Origin of the sequence: Paenibacillus sp. FSL R7-0198, from assembly GCF_038000415.1 — a bacterium.
Classification (GTDB): Bacteria; Bacillota; Bacilli; order Paenibacillales; family Paenibacillaceae; genus Paenibacillus.
This window is the reverse complement of the sequence record NZ_JBBOCB010000001.1, coordinates 3,279,078-3,296,328: the sequence shown is the minus strand read 5'-3', so window position 1 is coordinate 3,296,328 and position 17,251 is coordinate 3,279,078. Positions and strand designations below refer to the sequence as shown.

Here is a 17,251-nt window from a genome sequence, read left to right as displayed (position 1 = left end):
AGTATGCCGTGTGTATGCTTGGTCTTATAGAAGAGAAACCAGGGGGGACCATGATGAATTGGAAACAAGCAGCTTTGGGCACGTTCGGGGCCATCGTCCTGTTAACAACAGCAGCATGCGGGGGAATAACAGAGCCGGGGGGCAACACACAAGGCGGGAAGACGGGAACCGATATTACGGTGAAAGATAACACCAACACATCCGTCTACCAGAGCTTTAAGCTGGAGAAAATAGATAAATTGCCAAATATGCGCGGGATTACCTGGCTCAGTGATGATTGGATTGTATCCGACAAGGAGAACAAGTCCTTGAAACCCGTCACCGTTGAAGGTCAGGAAAGGTACCCGCATAACTTATACATGTATGATCTAACCAAAGGTACAGATACGCCGCTCAAGGAAAGTGAAGCGAATCTTGGTGCACCGCTGGTGTCACCGGATGGTCAGTACCTATTCTATCGGGAGCCGGAGGAAAACACGGGAAAAGGCTATATTCTGAACCTGCATAACGGGGAAACAACCCCTGCTGGTAAGGAGGATGGATTTATCCAAGAGGGTGCGTGGCTCGATAATGACCATGTTGTTTTTCCCAATATGAAGGGTGATCTCATCTCGGCAAGTGTGGACGGTACAACGAAAGTGCTGGTGGAGACAGGCAATTTCAATGTTCGAAGCATCAAGGTTGCGAATGATACCATCTATTATATTACGGGCGAAGACGGCCAGTTGAATGCATATGACGTGAAGACGGGTGACGTGAAACAGGTGCTGAAAAGTGTGGAGTGGGTCATTCCTTCCAATGACGGAACAAGGCTTGCGATTGTGAAAAGAACAGCGGATACCAAACGGGCGCTGGTGCTCACCGATCTAGAAGGCAATGAGAAGGCCACTCTCGCCAGAGGCACGCAGATTTTCGGCACAAGCTGGTCGGGTGATGATTCCAAGATTGCATACACCATCAATTCTGAGAATGATAATGAGAAAGGGCTGTTTGTCTCCAACACGGAGTCGGCTGAGCAGTTCCAGATCTCGGCGGATATGGACAACGCCTCTGACCCGCTCGCCTGGAGTCCGAAAGGCAACAAGATTCTTTTATCGCAGGCCATATTGGAGAACGAGTCTTATCACTTTGTGACCTCGGTCATTACGATCTCGGAATAGGATGATTGTTGCGGATAGATATGTTCCATATCTTTCATCCCTTTCTATACATTTATATTGACTAAGCTATTCCGCTTCCGATAAACTAGAATGCAGGAATAAAAGTCGAATGTCAGGCAGCAGTTCGAGACGAAGTTTCGGGCGGCTGTTTCTTTTCTTTTTACAAGTAAGGGTGCAACGTAGTCGTCTTGCCGGATGATCCGGCTAATAACAACATGGAATAGGAACAGGTGATATACATGTGTAACAGCGCGTACCGCGTGCTTTTATATTATAAGTTCGTGAAGATTGAAGACCCTGAGACGTTTACACAAGAGCATCTGCAATACTGCAAGGACCTCGGTGTGAAAGGCCGTATTCTGATCGCATCCGAAGGTATTAACGGCACGGTATCCGGAACGCCAGAACAGACGGAACAGTATATGAAAGACATGCATGCGAACCCGCTGTTCAGCGATATGGTGTTCAAGATTGATGATGTGGAAGAGCATGCGTTCAAAAAAATCTTTGTTCGTCACAAAGCAGAGCTGGTTACGTTCCGCGTGGACGAAGACCTTGATCCAAATGTGATTAGCGGCAAACGCCTTTCACCGAAAGAGTTCCATGAGCATCTGCAACGTGATGATGTTATCGTTATCGATGGTCGCAATGATTACGAATACGAAATCGGCCATTTCCGCGGGGCTATCCGTCCAGATGTTGAGTCGTTCCGTGAGTTTCCGGAGTGGATTCGGGAGAACCTGGGTGACATGAAGGACAAAACGATTATTACCTACTGTACTGGCGGCATTCGCTGCGAGAAGCTGACTGGCTTCATGATCAATGAAGGATTCCAGGACGTGGCTCAATTGGATGGCGGTATTGTCACGTACGGTAAAGACCCTGAAGTACAAGGCCATCTGTTTGATGGCAAGTGTTACGTGTTTGATGAGCGAATCTCTGTGCCGATTAACCGGACAGACGAGGATATTGTCATTGCCAGCTGTTATCACTGTGGAACGACACATGACCGATATATTAATTGTCCAACCTGCAACCTGCAGCACGTAAGCTGTGAGGATTGCGAAGAGACGCATAACCGCTTTTGCTCGGATGCTTGCCGGGAGGCAGCACCGGTACACGCATAAGCAGGAGAGCAGGTGCTGATCGTGAAGCGTGAAGAGGAACGAACGACGCGTGAACGGATTTTGTTCATGCTGAAGCAGCAAGGCACATTGACCGCGAGGGAAATGACAGCTGATTTGGGTCTGACCGGCATGGCCATTCGCCGTCATCTGACGGCACTGGAGCAGGACGGCTGGATCGAGGTTCGGGAGGCGCGGGCTACGGCTGGACGTCCGTCCTCGGTGTACCAATTGACGGTACGTGGGGACAGCTTTTTCCCGAAATCATATTCGTCCCTTACGCTGGAGCTACTTGAAGAATTGTCTGACTCAGCCGGGAGCGGTGTGGTGGATGCATTGTTCGAGAGTCGACGGGACAAGCTGCTTCGTAGCGGATTGCCACAGATGGAGGGCCAGGATCTGGCCGGACGGGTGGAGGAACTCGCGCGAATCCAGAATGCCAACGGATATATGGCGGATGCATCCAGAGAAGAAGATGGAACCTACGTTATTACGGAAATGAACTGCCCGATTGTGCAAGTCGCGAGTGTATACAAGCAGGCTTGCCGCTGTGAACTCGATCTGTTCCGCTCGCTGCTTCAAGCTGAGGTGGAGCGTACCGAATGTTACGCCGATGGCGGCAAAAGGTGCAAGTATGAGATTCGCGAAGCGTCGGGGAATTAACTGGTTTATACAGAAGAGATTGTTTCGATTCGTCGAAATAGTCTCTTTTTTTGAATGAAAATGACGTAAATACGTTATTTATATGGTGAGATGCGTGATATAATCTGAAATAACATCCAGATGTTTTATACATAACTCAATATTAGATGGGAGGCGTTAACGATGCACGAACCCGAACCGGCTTTGAAAAAGGCCATGAATCTATTGAAGGAACTGAGCGAGGATCAAGAGTTCCGTCAACAATATGAAGCACGTCAAAAGTTTTTACGGGATCAAGTATCCATGATGGAAGGCGCACGAGAAGAGGGTCTCAAGAAAGGCATGGAGGAAGGAATTCAAAAAGGAATTAAAGAAGGGATCAAAGAGGGAATCAAAGAAGGTGAAGCTGAGAGCAAGCAGAAAATCGCAATGAATATGCTCAATTTAGGTCTTGATCAAGAGACTATTGTCAAAGCGACGGGACTAACCTCTGCTGAAGTGAAAGCAATCCAGCAAGAAAAATAAGCTATATATACTAGGCAACTCGCATAACTTGCGGGTTGCTTTTTTTTCGTTATGTAATGTTTTCTATCACAACCATACGATGAAACTAAATTGGAAGCGGTTCAACCATTGACGGATATCGGGACGCCCCTTAATATTAGGGGAACAATAAAACACCAACACGGGTCATGGACTTCAGTCGCATGAGAAAAGTCTATATTTGTCTGCTTTTGTCGATCAAAGCAACAATGCGTTGAAGCGTTCGTTTTGTCCCGCCCTATCGTGTCAATGGAATTCAGATCGATAAGGGTAACCACATTTTATAAGATGGAGAGGGGTTCTCACACATGAAAAAGAAATTTTGGATGTCACTGATGATGGTTGCTTCAATGATCGTTGCGGCAGGTTGCGGAAATAACAGCGGTACAGGCACGGAATCCGAAGGATCGGGCAGTACAACAGGTGGAGGCAGCGAGGAAAAATCATACCAGATTGCCATCTCCCAGATTGTTGAACATCCATCCCTGGATGCTACACGCGAAGGTTTCATCGCAGCCCTGAAGGATGCGGGTATTGAAGAGAACAAGAACCTCAAAATCGATTACAATAATGCGCAAGGTGATTCGACGAACAACCTGTCCATTGCACAGAAAATCTCGGGTGATTCCAAAAATGATCTCGTACTCGGAATCGCAACACCATCTGCGCTGGCTCTGGCTCAACAAGTGAAGGACAAGCCATTGTTGTTCGCAGCAGTGACAGATCCACTGGGTGCCAAACTGGTGACCGATATGGACAAGCCGGGCGGCAATGTTACAGGTGCATCCGACACGAATCCGGAGGCCATCGTACAATTGGCTGACTTTATCGCCAAAAATCTGCCGGATGTAAAAACGGTAGGCTTGGTCATTAACGAAGGTGAACCGAATGCAGTGGTTATGGCAGATAACGCTGAAAAGGCGCTGGCAACACATAATATCAAGCTGGTGAAAGCACCCGTTACGAATACATCTGAAGTAAAACAGGCAACGGATTCTCTGGTTGGGAAAGTAGATGCCTTCTACATTACACTTGATAATTCTGTCGTGAGTGCGGTTGATACGATCATCCAAACGGCAAACAGTAATAAAATTCCGTTCTTCTCCAGTGATCGGGATACCGTTGAAAAAGGAGCTTTTGCAACGGTTGGCTTCAAATATTATGACCATGGATATCAGGTGGGTGAGATGGCCGCGGACATTCTGAAAAATGGTACAAAACCGGGTGATATGAAAGTCACCGTTCCGGACAAACTGGATCTGATCCTGAACCTGAAAGCAGCTGAAGCCCAAGGCATCACGGTTACGGATGAGATGAAAGCCGAAGTAAAAGACCAGGAAAACAACATTATTCAATAGAATCTGAGATTGATTCAATAATCTGACCGAAGTGTAATCCGGCAGTATGGATGCGAGGCGAACGTGCAACGGGTTCGCCTCATTCTTTTCGATAGACAGGGAGGAAGTAGCGTGAGTATAAGCTGGAATTCAATTGAAGGAGCAATCGAGCTGGGGCTTTTATATGCACTGATGGCACTTGGTGTATATATTACTTTCCGCATACTCGATTTTCCTGACCTTACCGTAGACGGAAGTTTTACAACAGGAGGCGCAATCGCGGCGGTTATGATCTCCAATGACTTCTCTCCTTGGCTCGCCTGTTTGGCGGCAATGGCTGGCGGCATGGTGGCCGGGGTTTGTACAGGTCTGCTTCATACCAAAGGCAAAATCAACGGATTGTTATCCGGGATTTTGATGATGATCGCGCTTTACTCCATTAATATGCGTATTCTTGGCGCACCGAATAAATCCATTATGGGTATGGACAATCCGTTCTCAGGTGAGCATGTCATGGTACTTATTATAATCGTCGTGCTGGTGTTTAAAATCATGCTCGATCTGTTCATGAAAACAGATGTTGGACTGGCACTTCGCGCGACAGGTGATAACAAACGCATGATTCGCAGCTTTGGTGCGAATACCGATGTGACTACGATTGTAGGTGTCAGCTTATCCAATGGATTGGTTGCACTGTCTGGTGCATTCATTGCACAGCAATCAGGTTTTGCGGACATCACGATGGGCATCGGTATGATCGTTATCGGACTGGCTTCCGTGATTATCGGTGAGGCCATTCTTGGTGCAAGAACGGTATTCTGGGCTACACTTGCAGCGATCGTTGGTTCAATCATTTACCGGATTGTGGTCGCGCTTGCCCTTCAAGTCGAATGGTTCGATACATCTGATCTGAAGTTGATCACCGCGGTGATCGTCATTATTGCTCTTGTATTCCCAACGATGCAGCGCTCCATGAAGCAGCGAAGTCTGGCTCGCAAACGAACAGAAGAGTTGATGCGATCCGGGGGTCATCAGGCGAAGGGAGGTATGTGATCATGCTGGAGATTACGCAAGTAACCAAGCTGTTCAACCCAGGCACAACGGATGAGAAGACCGCGCTGGTTGGCGTGAATCTGACGATGAATCCGGGAGATTTTGTGACGGTGATTGGCAGTAACGGAGCCGGTAAATCCACGTTGATGAACATCATTTCGGGTGTGATGAAGCCAGATATGGGCGATGTACTGATCAATGACCGCTCCATTAAAAATCTGCCGGAGCATAAACGCAGCAGCTGGATTGGCCGGGTGTTTCAGGACCCGATGGCAGGTACAGCACCACATATGTCCATTGAAGAAAATATGGCGATGGCATATAAACGTGGCAAAGGACGCGGACTGGGCTTCGGAGTTACCCGTGCCAGACGTGAGATTTTCAACACGCAACTGGAGAAGCTGGGAATCGGACTGGAGAAGCGTCTCAATGCAAAAGTGGGGCTTTTGTCTGGCGGGGAGCGGCAGGCACTTAGCCTGTTGATGGCTACGTTTACCCAGCCGCAGATTTTGCTACTGGATGAGCATACGGCAGCTCTTGACCCTTCACGTGCCGAACTGATCACGGAACTGACGGAGACACTTGTGCGTGAGATGAGACTGACTACATTGATGGTGACGCACAATATGGAGCAGGCGATTCGTCTGGGGAACCGTCTGATTATGATGGACAAAGGACGAATTATTCTGGATGTCAGCGAAGAGCGCAAGCGTACGTTGACTGTCCCTGAGTTGCTTGGTGAATTCGAACGGATTAGCGGCAAAAAAATGGCAGATGATCGTGTCGTGCTGGGTTAAGACAAGGGAACACTTGTTGGAAGAACAGCTATACGTACCGTAATCCACAATCTAAGCCATCTATAAGTTAGACGATAAAAACCTTTTGCGTTCTCGCAAAGGGTTTTTATGGTATGTTGAACACGTTGAAAAAATGGAATGAATCTATACGATTTCGGATCAGCGAATTATACATAGTAGGAGGAACCAGGCATGTCTTTGCAATTGGATGAAGGGACATATACGGTCACGCGGCGTACAGAGTCCATTCGCCTGCTCGCCAAGGAATTTGCACTGCTGCATTTTCTGTATGAAAACAAGGAGAAAGCCTTCACCCGCAGTCAATTGCTGGATCGGGTATGGCCGCTTGAATATCCGGTTGAACGCACTGTGGACGATCATATCTATCGCCTGCGCAAGAAGCTGAAACGCTGGGATGAGATCCGTCTGGATACAGTACGGGGCTACGGATACCGGCTTGCTGTGCATGATAACAAGTCCGCTCTACCCGCTAGCCCTTCTGCTCAGGACCCAGAAATGCAGGAAGTCATTCACGGATTACTTCGTAAATATCACTTGTTTGGGCAGGGAAATGCCATACAGACCCTGGTTCAACAGCAGGAAGCACTTGGCATTCAGATTGCCCCTTATTATCAGTTGTATATCCGTTTTATACAGGGAGATCTGGAGTGGCTGATTACAACGAAAGAAATTGCTTTTGAAGAGCGCTTATACTGGTTATTGATCTTTGTTCATTCGCTAATTGAACCATCAGAAAGCTTACCTTTGTATGAACAGGCGCTGAATTCATCGGCATTGTCTGCCGATCAGCTTCGGGAACTCCGCATTCTAAACATCGTTGAAGTCTATGTAGAGGCGGGCCAATATCAACGTGCCAAAGAGCAGCTGGAAGAAACATATCGTGTAATAGAGACTGACGAGCTCAAGAATTTCAGACTGCCTGTAGCACTTGCAGCGTTGTATGTGGAACTGTGGGGTGGCAGCGGTGAAGCTATTGAGGCCCAGATGGCAGTCCTGCGAGCGGGATTGAAGGATGCCCCGTATCTGCGAGAGATCGGACGTTTTCAGGTGATGGAGGGGTTATGGTTACTTCGGCAAGGACGAGTTCGTGAGGCAGAGTTAAGAATGGATGACGGTCTGGATGTATTGAAAATGTCGCTGAACGCACCGCTATATCTGAATGCTGCATATCAGATTCTCCAGTTCATGGGTCAACATCGAATTGAAGGCAGAATTCGCAGTAAGTATCGTCAAGTGTATGCAGAGATCGGCAAAAGTTACGGTGTACCCGCATATGGACAACAAATTGTAGATGAAATACGTAACTTTTTATCCCCTATCTCCCCATCCTCTGATCTTCCTCTGATATAACTCCTTTATGATTACAGCCAAGGAACATACAGACCGCTAATGGCTGTAATCAAGGGAGGAAGTACACGTATGACCGTCATTTTAAATGAACCTGCCTCAAATGAACCCAACGAATCACCCGTTTCATCTGTGGAATCTTCCAAAAGCTTATGGACCAATCTCCAGTATGTCCGCATGTTTATCGCGTACTCACTGGCTACGTTTGGAGATTGGTTCGATGCACTCGCCATTCAGGTGATGGTGGCCTACCGATGGGGCGCCGATCCGCTGATTATTGCCCTTATTCCTGTATGTATGGCTGTCCCGGGCATACTTCTGGGCTCCTTTGCAGGTGCACTGGCTGATCGACTGCACAAAGTTAAAATCATGCTCCTGTGTGATGTAATCACGGTGGGATTAACCATTGCTATTTTATTCGCACCAAGCCCGATATGGTTGCTTCCACTGCTTGCCCTGCGGGCCATGATGGGAGTATTCCATGTTCCAGCCCAGCAGGCGTTAACCCGTCAGGTGGTGGCAGAGGAGCATCTGTTTCAGGCATCGTCCCTAAACGGATTTGTGAGCCAGTGCTCAAAAGTGGCGGGACCACTGCTAGGTGCAGTCATTTTGGCCTTCTTTTCACCACAGATCTGTATTGTCATTAATGCTTGTACCCGCCTGTTATCGGGTGCGGTTTTATGGCCCTTGCGTCGAATGGTGGAGAAGTTGGAGTCCGTTGTATCAGAAGAAAGTGCTGCTAGTGAAAAGGATGAATCGGAATCCTTGTTCTCCCAGTGGAAGCAAGGCTGGCGTTTTATACAGAGCAGTCGTACCGTGCTGAGTACGATTTGGTTCGGCTGTTTTGGACTCATGGCCATTCTCATGATTGATTATCAGTTTACGACCCTGTTTCGGGAGATCAAGCCAGGTAATGAATCACTGCTCGGCTGGTTGGGTTCATCTGCAGGCGCAGGGGCAGTAATCATCATTTTGTTGTTAAATCGCTTGCCGAGAATTGGGTATGGGTGGGGACTGGGTGGAGGATATCTGTTCGTAGGTGCTGGAATCGCTGCATTGGGGTGGATCGGCCCACAAACACCTGAAATTTGGGTCATTATCTGGGGTCTCTGTATCGGGATAGGTAATGGACTCTTTATGGTAACACTGAATTATTTGTTGCAAAAAGAGACCCCTCCTGCCTATGTAGGGCGCGTCTTCGGCATCCAAAATTCACTATCCAGTGTTGTACTGGTCGTAGCTCCACTTGCAGGTGGGGCGCTCATCCGAGTTGCAGGGCCGAGTCCTACCTTTCAATATATCGGTCTCGCTACGCTGGTGATTGGTCTTGCCGGCATACTGCTGCAACGCATTTTGTGGGAAGGGAAGCAGCCTCTCGTGTCTGAAGCCAAAGAGATCATTCCGCAGGAATCGGTCTGACAGCCTGTCCGGACATTTTTAATTATCATTACATCTACAATATAACGAACAGCCGCTTTCGGTACTCATCCGAAGGCGGCTGTTTGCACATTGCATTGTTAAGCACGATTGAACGAATCACACTTCCCACCAAGCAAAATAAGCAGTAGACGCCATCAGTCCACCAACCGAAAGTGATCCGCTGACAGAGAGGTTAATGGCTTGACCTGGAGGAACCACATAACGGCCAAATTCATTGGACAGAAACGGCCCTGCTTGAAGGGGCATAGCCATCAATGGGGTCGCTCCTGAAGGCGCAGCAGCAGAAAATCGTACGATGGCTACGCTGGTATTGCTGCTGGAAAGATTGCTGTTTACCGGCGTGAGTGTGGTGGGCGATGTCAGTGTTCCATTAGCGCTGAGACTCATGGAACCGCTGAAGGATGACAACAGATTCAGTGCAACCGTGATTCCGCCGGAGAGCCGTGATACGTATAGGGTCTTCCCACTCCCTGCTGGATTGGCCAATTGTACGGTGGCGATAACCGTTCCTCCCAGCAACCCCAGTGTTGTGGAGTTGGTGGAACCTGCGTTGTACAGATTGCCTGTACTGCCAGCATTATTCTCCGGAGGTGCAACAATGCCGGGAGAAATATACGTGTTGGTGTTGGATGTATAGACGGGCTGGCTTAACGGGTTGAATACATTATTGTTTGGCACAGTGTGCACCTCCTTTTATCAGGATCAAACTCAGAATTCCCACCAGAACAGATTAATGGCTGCGGTCTGATTCCCCGTGCCTACGCTAATGGATAATGTTTGTCCCGGTGGCACAATAATGGAGCCATTCAGATCCAGTGAAAAAATTCCTGCGGTGAGCGGAATACTTGCAATACTCGTGAAGGTTCCCCCCAGAGTACCAGTATTTTGCCTTGTGGTAACTACACTGGCATTGGTATTGCCCAGTAATGTATTGACGGGCACTGGTGTGCTACCAACAGTCACGGTTCCTCCTGAATAGATAACAAGAGTAGCCGCCGCTGTTGTGCCTCCTGTGAGGCTGGATATGCGTATTGTTCGGCCGCTGCCGGCCGCATTCAAGATCTGTAGAAGAAGATTCTGGTTGGAAGGAATTAAGGTATTGTTGGTCGTCAGGGCAAAAAAACTGCCTGCAGCAGCTGCGCCGCTGTCTGGTGACGCTTCAATGCCGGGGGCTGAGAAGGTATTGGTCAGTTGAGTAAACAGGGGACGATTGGATTGGTTGAATACATTATAGTTGGTCATCTCATCCACCTCCCATAGACCAGTTCATTTGAGCAACATTCCGATTGATTCGCATTTCATTGTACTTGCAGTGTATGTGAAAAGAAGCAAAATGGATTGGGGACTGAGCCGTATATCTGGAAATAACGGCAGATGCCGTGCCCGCATATACAAACCGGGCATACGATGCGTAAGCACATTTTTTAAGGGGAAATCGAGATGAGTCGAACAGCGAAGCGAAGCAAGAAGAGAACGAAGCAACCAACTAAATATGTCAGTCGCCGCCGCTCCCGTCATTCCTGCCGCGCTAAATTGCTGAAACCCCCTTGTTCCCGGATTACTCGTCCCCGGTTCAAGCAGGGTGCTTCCTCACGCACGAAACTCCCTGGTGCTATTCATTGTTTTACAGAGCATACGTATGTCGGAGCCGAAACCAGTAGCAGCATGGATTCACTCCCGGCACAAGACACCTCATCACTCAGCATGTATACCTATGGCGTTGTGAATCGGGGAAAACATCCGGCTCTTGTACAGATCCAGATCAGCCCCAATGCCGTAGATTATGCTGTGGACAGCCAGGAGGTGGTCGCGGGAGGCCAGACCAAAGCGCTGGTACCATTGCGATTTTTGCACTATACCCGGCTTGCAATTCGATCCGTTGAACCGGATCAACCGACCCGGCTCGATGTTTACTTTCAGGCACAGCGTATGCCGTAAGGGAGTTATGATCTCACAGATTTGACCAGGGAGGAGGACGAGGCACATGCCTAACTTTACAACGTTTAATACGAATCCGGACAATCTGAGAACGTTGATTTTTGGCCAGGATAGTACAGGCACAGCCCAGCCTGTCAGAACGGATACGAGCGGGAACGTGGTTGGTATTATTTTGGACGGAACCATCAGTAACATCTCAGGTCTGACCACGGTTACAATTAACGCCGGAACCATTACCAACATTCTGAACGGAACCATCACGAGTGTACTTGGAGCGACGATCACGGCAGGTACGATCAACAGTGTGCTTGGAGCCACAGTTACAGCGGGTACATTAACGAACTTGCTAAATGGTACGATCACCAGTGTATTGGGAGCAACGATCACGGCGGGAACGATTACAAGTGTACTCGGGGCAACCGTAACAGCAGGAACACTCACGAACTTGCTGAATGGTACCATCACGAGTGTACTCGGAGCCACGGTGACCGCAGGAACACTGACGAACTTACTGAATGGTACGATCACAAGTGTACTTGGGGCGACGATCACAGCTGGAACGATCACCAGTGTACTCGGAGCTACGGTGACCGCGGGAACACTGACGAACTTGCTGAATGGTACGATTACCAGTGTATTGGGAGCGACCATTACAGCCGGAACAATCACCAGTGTGCTCGGGGCCACGGTGACCGCGGGAACATTAACGAACTTGCTGAATGGTACGATCACAAGTGTATTAGGAGCGACGATTACCGCCGGAACGATCACAAGTGTGCTTGGAGCAACGATTACAGCGGGTACCATCACAGGTATACTCGGAGCGACCATAACAGCAGGAACACTGACGAACCTGTTGAACGGAACCATTACCAGTGTACTCGGTGCAACGGTAACAGCGGGTACGTTGACGAACTTACTGAATGGTACGATCACGAGTGTATTGGGAGCAACCATTACCGCAGGAACACTGACGAACTTATTGAATGGAACCATTACAAGCGTACTTGGCGCAACCGTAACTGCTGGTACATTGACGAACCTGCTGAATGGTACGATTACGAGTGTACTCGGGGCAACGATCACCGCCGGAACACTGACAAACTTGTTGAACGGAACGATTACCAGTGTGCTCGGAGCCACAATTACAGCGGGGACACTTAGCAGTGTGACGTCCATTTCACAGAAGAGTTTTCAGGAGTCTCAACTCATAAGCACCCCGACCGCCAACACCTTCACAGCGCTTCCAGCGGTTACGACCAGTGTATTTGGCACGTATTCTTTCTTTGTATATAACCGGGGGCCGGGTGTAAACCGGGTAGATGCTCTTGTTGAGATCAGCGCCAACGGAACAAACTGGTACACGGATGTGACGACGGTAACGGGCATTTTGTCCGGGTCAGTGGATGTATTGGTTCCGCAGCGTTTTCTCAAATATACGCGTCTTTCCTACCGCTCCAGCCTAATCGGCGCACCAAGTACGATTGATGTGTTCTTCAATGGACAAGGCACATAACCCATTTATTTGTCATATAGGTACATGGAGTTCCTTTGGTGGACTTCATGTACTTTTTTGTATTGGAGGTGGTTGCATTTGAAGAACCGTTTACTTGGAATTCATATGATTGTGCAAAATGAAGAACATCATCTGCCCCGCTGTCTCGACAGCTTGAAGCATATCGGCATGGAATGTTTTATCACCGATACGGGCTCAACGGATCGTACACCGGAGATCGCCAGAATGTACGGGGCAACGGTGTTGCACGCCCGCTGGCAAGATGACTTTGCCCATGCACGAAATATCAGTCTGCCTCTGGCGAGTACGGAATGGGTCCTGTGTTTGGATGCCGATGAGTACGTTACGCATGGATTGGAAGAACTGCTGAATTATTTGCCTAAAGTCCATAAAAGCATCTCAAGATTACGGATTACCATAGAGAATCGATACGGTGAAGGGGTGGAAGAGAGGGTAATCTCCCAACCAGTAAGACTATTCCGTGCTCATCAGGGATATCGATATGCGGGACGCGTCCATGAGCAATTGGTTCGTTGTATGCCAAGCAAGCTTGTCCTGGATGAGGCTGCTGATATGAATAAGAGCGAGACCTATACAGATGAACAAAGCCAATTGATCGAGACTGAACCGCTTGCTCCACTATGTCTGGTTCATGATGGATATCTGGCCTCAACGATTGCGCAAGAGCATAAGCCAAGACGTAATTTGAAACTGATTGAGCGGGAACTCGCAGATGAGCCTGCACAGCCTTTTCACCTGTACAATCTGGGAGTAACGTATTGCCAGCTTGGTCAGGTCGAAAAGGCAATTGAAGCGTTCCGTGAATCATTGCGCCTGACAGAGTCGCTCGCGCCATATCGTTCTACACTGGTTAGAGATTATGCAAAGACCCTTGTAGGATCGGAACATTACGACGAGGCGCATGCAATTCTGGCTGTGGAAAGACAGCGTTATCCATCCTATGCTGATCTGCATCTGTTGTATGGGGAGACGTTGGAGCAGCAAGGTTTGGAGGAGCGTGCATATCAATCGTATGCCCGAGCAACGAACTGCCGGGAGGGAATAGACCGTGTTGGACACAGTGATGGCGGTAGCGCTTTAGACGCGTTATATGTAACGGAAGCAGGTTCTGACAGTTACAGAGCTTATACCGCCATGGCAAGACTTGCACAGAAACGAGGATTCCTGAATGAATCTGCACATCTGTACGGGCTGGCTCTGGACAGCATGTTCACATATGCCCCGGCATGGGCAGGGTTGGCAGATGTGCTGCAACAATCCGGTGAAACGGATGCGAACATAGCAGAAACATTGCTTGCCAGATGCCGGGGATTCGAGGAATCGGGTCACGGTAATTCGATTCGTGGTGAAATGCTCCATTCATATGCAGTGACAAATGAGGACCATCTGGTGAAGGTGATTTATGTTCTAGCAGGCTGTGGGGCATATGAACAGGCATTGAAAATGCTGGATACTGATGTGCGTACCGCTCGTATCCATGTAGCGGATCGAATACATTGGATGTTGTGTGCGAATAGGGTTTCCGAAGCGCTGCAACTGGCAGAAGAACACTGGAGCGCAGGGTGTGTAGATGAAGTCAATCTGCCGGCTGAGCACAGAATGGATTGGGCACTGGCTTGTTGGACCAACGGATTACGATTATCCGAGGCGTTCCTCGCAACTACGCTTCCACAAGAAAAGAACGTTTGGAAGGTCATGGATCGACTGCTGAATCAGTTAACCAAAGAGCCGCGAAGCATGAAACCTGCTTCACAAGAACAAAAGCTTATGCAATGGGGTCCGCAGGCAGAGATGGTAGCAGAAAAGGTTGTGCAGCAAGCCGTAAAGACAGGACAGCTTATACTTGCTGAGCAACTGCATGAGTTGCGGGCAATGATGATGTGTGATCATTGGGGAACGGCTGTAACTTTACGACGGGAGTTTGCAAGTCTGCTGTATCGTCAGGGGTATACCATGGTAGCCGCGAACATCCTGATTCAGTGCATGACCGAGAGTGAGCTGGATGCAGAAGGGTTATTCTGGCTGGGTGAAACGCTGTATGCCAAAGGCCACAATGATCAAGCGCTGTCTCTGTTCGAGCAAGCTCTGGAGCGGGAGCCTGATATGCGGCAGGCCCGAGCTGGAGCAGCTGTATGTTACATGCGGCTGGCAATGGAGGCCATCCAGCAGGAGATGGTTCGTTCTTCGTCTTCAGGTGTACTCTCTGCACAATTTACTACACTGGAACAAAGGCTGCGAACGACCGAAGGCATCCCATGGCGTACGCTTTTCCATGCAAAGGAAAGGAGGAATCAGCTTGCGAGCGGAACGAATTTCCCTATGCATGATCGTGAAGGATGAAGAAGAGTTGCTGCCTCATTGTCTTGCCAGTGTCCAGGGAGCGGTGGACGAAATGATTGTAGTGGACACCGGTTCGTCGGACCGCAGCGCGGAGATTGCGAAGCAATATGGAGCGGTGGTTGTGGCATTTGAGTGGTGCGAAGATTTTGCCGCAGCACGGAATGCTGGCCTGGAGCGGGCTTCCGGCGACTGGATTCTCTTTCTTGATGCGGACGAGGCGCTCGATAGGGCTGCGCGTGAGCAGATCAGGAGCTGGACGGCGGTCAGCGGATGTGACGGATTGTTTTTAAACATTCATAACTATACAGGTACGGGTCAGCAGGGAGTTACCGTGAATCCAGTTTTGCGTCTCTTCCGTAATGCCTCGGAGCATCGGTTCGAAGGTCGAATTCATGAGCAGATTGCGGCGGCGATTTGCCGTAGGAATCCAGAGGCTGCTTTTCATGTGACGGACATGGTCATCCATCATTATGGGTATCAGACGGCGATTGTGGAGCGCAAAGATAAGGTGAACCGCAATGTCCGCCTGCTGCAACAGGCAGTGGAGGAAGAACCGGATCAGCCGTTCCATCACTATAATCTGGGTGTCGAGTATCTGCGTGTGGGGGAAGCGGAGCGGGCGTTGGAGACGTTTGGTGTGGCTCGGATGGGGATTGATCCTGCGATGACCAGTTACGCGCATTTGCTGTTCAAATATGAAGTTCGTTGTCTCCAGCATCTGAATCGCTGGCAGGAGGCATTAGATCGCATTGATGCTGCGCTTGAACTCTTTCCAGAGTACACGGATCTGATGCACTATCGCGGGATATGTGCAGAGGCATTGGGTGATGCAGATCGGGCAGAGTATTCGCTCCGTGAAGCTATTCGCATGGGTCCACCTCCTCCCATATACCATACGGAAGAAGGCATCGGCACCTATCAGACGTGGTATACACTAGGGCGATTGCTGGAAGGAAGGGCAGATCTGGAGGGTGCGGTAGATGCTTATGTGGAAGCAGTGCGTGCCAAATCCAGTCTGTTACCGCCGCTCTATCGGATATTCCGAATTATGCGAGTCTCCGGGCAGGAACATCAGATTCCAGAGCTGGTGAGGGAGCGCTTTGCACTCGTTTCGGAAGAGGCAACACACAAAGTATTGGGCATTTTGGAGCAATCTCGTTGTTATGATGCGGCTCTGCAATTATTATCGGGTGTATCCTCACAACCCACCGGAGAGATGAGGGAGCGCTTATCGGTTGCTGAAGCGATGCTTCAAATTCAGCAGGGAAGATGGAACAAGGCGCGTCTGAAACTGGAACCTGTGAGGCGGAAAAAAGGGCTGCTTGCGATCTCGTCTGCCCGATGGCTCGAACGATTGGAGTGGGTCGAGGGGAAGGAAGTCAACGGAGATGATCCACTGACCTTGTGGTTGAAGCGTAGTTCGCAGGTGGGTGAAGGAACGAATGAGGAATCTGCTGTGCAGACAGGGAGAACGGTTGGTCTGAGAGCGACAAAGAAGAAGGACATGGACTCCAGCATAGACGGAATGGTCGCAGGAACAGAATATGACGGCTGGCAAGCCCTTGGACTGATGATGGAAGGATGTGTACAGTCAGGGAGATGGAAAGAGCTGCATAGTCTGATTCAGATGTGTCGACAGCAATTGGCGGGAGAGAGCAGTCGAGTGGAAGAGAAGGAGAAAGAGATGGAAGGGAAAAAGGAAAACGGGAAGGTGAGTGACATGGAGTCGTTCCCTGGGGCTTCGGATACCCTGACGGGAACAAGCTGGCTGGTGAAAGGATTGGTCAGTGCTGCGGATCATCATCTGGAGGTGTTCGCTCAGCATGCAGATGGACAGCGGCGCCGTTGTTGGCCTGTCGTTCAGCATATTCGGCTGGAGTTGCCGGGAGCGGACGGGTTTGAGAGCTGAGAGGGATCAGGCAGGTCCGGGAGTTCAACTTAATTCAGCGGGCTAATGGGTGGGGCTTGAACT

General features: G+C 49.4%; 15 protein-coding genes. 13 read left to right on the top strand and 2 right to left on the bottom strand.

Features of this window, described 5'->3' with window-relative positions:
* Positions 1 to 50: 50 nt before the first annotated feature.
* From MKY87_RS14160 to MKY87_RS14120, 9 genes are all read left to right on the top strand, one after another.
* Positions 51 to 1,160 carry a hypothetical protein gene (locus MKY87_RS14160; protein WP_339788050.1) on the top strand — a complete coding sequence of 370 codons (1,110 nt, stop codon included), beginning with the start codon at positions 51 to 53 and terminating at the stop codon, positions 1,158 to 1,160.
* Positions 1,161 to 1,399: 239 nt separating this feature from the next.
* A complete protein-coding gene (gene trhO / locus MKY87_RS14155) occupies positions 1,400 to 2,287 on the top strand; it encodes an oxygen-dependent tRNA uridine(34) hydroxylase TrhO (protein ID WP_062836769.1) in 888 nt (295 codons plus the stop codon).
* A gap of 12 nt (positions 2,288 to 2,299) precedes the next feature.
* Positions 2,300 to 2,947, top strand: coding sequence for a helix-turn-helix transcriptional regulator (locus MKY87_RS14150; protein WP_338589118.1), 648 nt, complete (start codon positions 2,300 to 2,302; stop codon positions 2,945 to 2,947).
* Between the two features lie 162 nt (positions 2,948 to 3,109).
* Positions 3,110 to 3,451: a hypothetical protein gene (locus MKY87_RS14145; RefSeq protein ID WP_340965040.1), complete on the top strand. Its 342-nt coding sequence runs from the start codon at positions 3,110 to 3,112 to the stop codon at positions 3,449 to 3,451.
* Positions 3,452 to 3,777: 326 nt separating this feature from the next.
* Entirely contained in the window at positions 3,778 to 4,827 is a 1,050-nt protein-coding gene (locus tag MKY87_RS14140; RefSeq protein ID WP_340965037.1) for an ABC transporter substrate-binding protein, read from the top strand.
* 171 nt (positions 4,828 to 4,998) lie between these two features.
* A complete protein-coding gene (locus tag MKY87_RS14135; protein ID WP_445669457.1) occupies positions 4,999 to 5,859 on the top strand; it encodes an ABC transporter permease in 861 nt (286 codons plus the stop codon).
* 2 nt (positions 5,860 to 5,861) lie between these two features.
* Positions 5,862 to 6,656 (top strand): ABC transporter ATP-binding protein, encoded by a 795-nt coding sequence (locus MKY87_RS14130; RefSeq protein ID WP_100528246.1) that lies wholly within the window; start codon positions 5,862 to 5,864, stop codon positions 6,654 to 6,656.
* 192 nt (positions 6,657 to 6,848) lie between these two features.
* Entirely contained in the window at positions 6,849 to 8,027 is a 1,179-nt protein-coding gene (locus tag MKY87_RS14125) for a winged helix-turn-helix domain-containing protein (protein WP_340965031.1), read from the top strand.
* 69 nt (positions 8,028 to 8,096) lie between these two features.
* Positions 8,097 to 9,443, top strand: coding sequence for an MFS transporter (locus MKY87_RS14120; protein WP_340965028.1), 1,347 nt, complete (start codon positions 8,097 to 8,099; stop codon positions 9,441 to 9,443).
* Positions 9,444 to 9,560: 117 nt separating this feature from the next.
* Here the strand turns inward: MKY87_RS14120 and MKY87_RS14115 are convergent, their stop codons facing one another.
* Positions 9,561 to 10,142, bottom strand: coding sequence for a hypothetical protein (locus tag MKY87_RS14115; RefSeq protein ID WP_133386209.1), 582 nt, complete (start codon positions 10,140 to 10,142; stop codon positions 9,561 to 9,563).
* Positions 10,143 to 10,172: 30 nt separating this feature from the next.
* Positions 10,173 to 10,706: a hypothetical protein gene (locus MKY87_RS14110; RefSeq protein ID WP_340912019.1), complete on the bottom strand. Its 534-nt coding sequence runs from the start codon at positions 10,704 to 10,706 to the stop codon at positions 10,173 to 10,175.
* 198 nt (positions 10,707 to 10,904) lie between these two features.
* Here MKY87_RS14110 and MKY87_RS14105 point away from each other — a divergent pair, with 198 nt between their 5' ends.
* The 4 genes from MKY87_RS14105 (at position 10,905) to MKY87_RS14090 (ending at position 17,188) form a co-directional block, all read left to right on the top strand.
* Positions 10,905 to 11,402, top strand: coding sequence for a DUF6385 domain-containing protein (locus tag MKY87_RS14105; RefSeq protein WP_133386207.1), 498 nt, complete (start codon positions 10,905 to 10,907; stop codon positions 11,400 to 11,402).
* A gap of 46 nt (positions 11,403 to 11,448) precedes the next feature.
* Positions 11,449 to 12,918 (top strand): DUF6385 domain-containing protein, encoded by a 1,470-nt coding sequence (locus MKY87_RS14100; protein ID WP_340912022.1) that lies wholly within the window; start codon positions 11,449 to 11,451, stop codon positions 12,916 to 12,918.
* Positions 12,919 to 12,996: 78 nt separating this feature from the next.
* Entirely contained in the window at positions 12,997 to 15,279 is a 2,283-nt protein-coding gene (locus MKY87_RS14095) for a glycosyltransferase (RefSeq protein ID WP_340965025.1), read from the top strand.
* On the top strand, positions 15,263 to 17,188 hold the full coding sequence (locus MKY87_RS14090) for a glycosyltransferase (RefSeq protein WP_340965022.1): 1,926 nt from the start codon (positions 15,263 to 15,265) through the stop codon (positions 17,186 to 17,188). Before MKY87_RS14095 ends, MKY87_RS14090 begins: the two co-directional genes overlap by 17 nt.
* Positions 17,189 to 17,251: the final 63 nt, after the last annotated feature.

What these genes read in the sequence shown, in the direction of transcription:
- MKY87_RS14105 (WP_133386207.1), top strand. Translation starts at nt 10,905, where the DNA reads ATGAGTCGAACAGCGAAGCGAAGCAAGAAGAGAACGAAGCAACCAACT.
- MKY87_RS14090 (WP_340965022.1), top strand. Translation starts at nt 15,263, where the DNA reads ATGATCGTGAAGGATGAAGAAGAGTTGCTGCCTCATTGTCTTGCCAGT.
- MKY87_RS14160 (WP_339788050.1), top strand. Translation starts at nt 51, where the DNA reads ATGATGAATTGGAAACAAGCAGCTTTGGGCACGTTCGGGGCCATCGTC.
- trhO (WP_062836769.1), top strand. Translation starts at nt 1,400, where the DNA reads ATGTGTAACAGCGCGTACCGCGTGCTTTTATATTATAAGTTCGTGAAG.
- MKY87_RS14125 (WP_340965031.1), top strand. Translation starts at nt 6,849, where the DNA reads ATGTCTTTGCAATTGGATGAAGGGACATATACGGTCACGCGGCGTACA.
- MKY87_RS14110 (WP_340912019.1), bottom strand. Translation starts at nt 10,706, where the DNA reads ATGACCAACTATAATGTATTCAACCAATCCAATCGTCCCCTGTTTACT.
- MKY87_RS14135 (WP_445669457.1), top strand. Translation starts at nt 4,999, where the DNA reads ATGGCACTTGGTGTATATATTACTTTCCGCATACTCGATTTTCCTGAC.
- MKY87_RS14130 (WP_100528246.1), top strand. Translation starts at nt 5,862, where the DNA reads ATGCTGGAGATTACGCAAGTAACCAAGCTGTTCAACCCAGGCACAACG.
- MKY87_RS14120 (WP_340965028.1), top strand. Translation starts at nt 8,097, where the DNA reads ATGACCGTCATTTTAAATGAACCTGCCTCAAATGAACCCAACGAATCA.
- MKY87_RS14145 (WP_340965040.1), top strand. Translation starts at nt 3,110, where the DNA reads ATGCACGAACCCGAACCGGCTTTGAAAAAGGCCATGAATCTATTGAAG.
- MKY87_RS14140 (WP_340965037.1), top strand. Translation starts at nt 3,778, where the DNA reads ATGAAAAAGAAATTTTGGATGTCACTGATGATGGTTGCTTCAATGATC.
- MKY87_RS14100 (WP_340912022.1), top strand. Translation starts at nt 11,449, where the DNA reads ATGCCTAACTTTACAACGTTTAATACGAATCCGGACAATCTGAGAACG.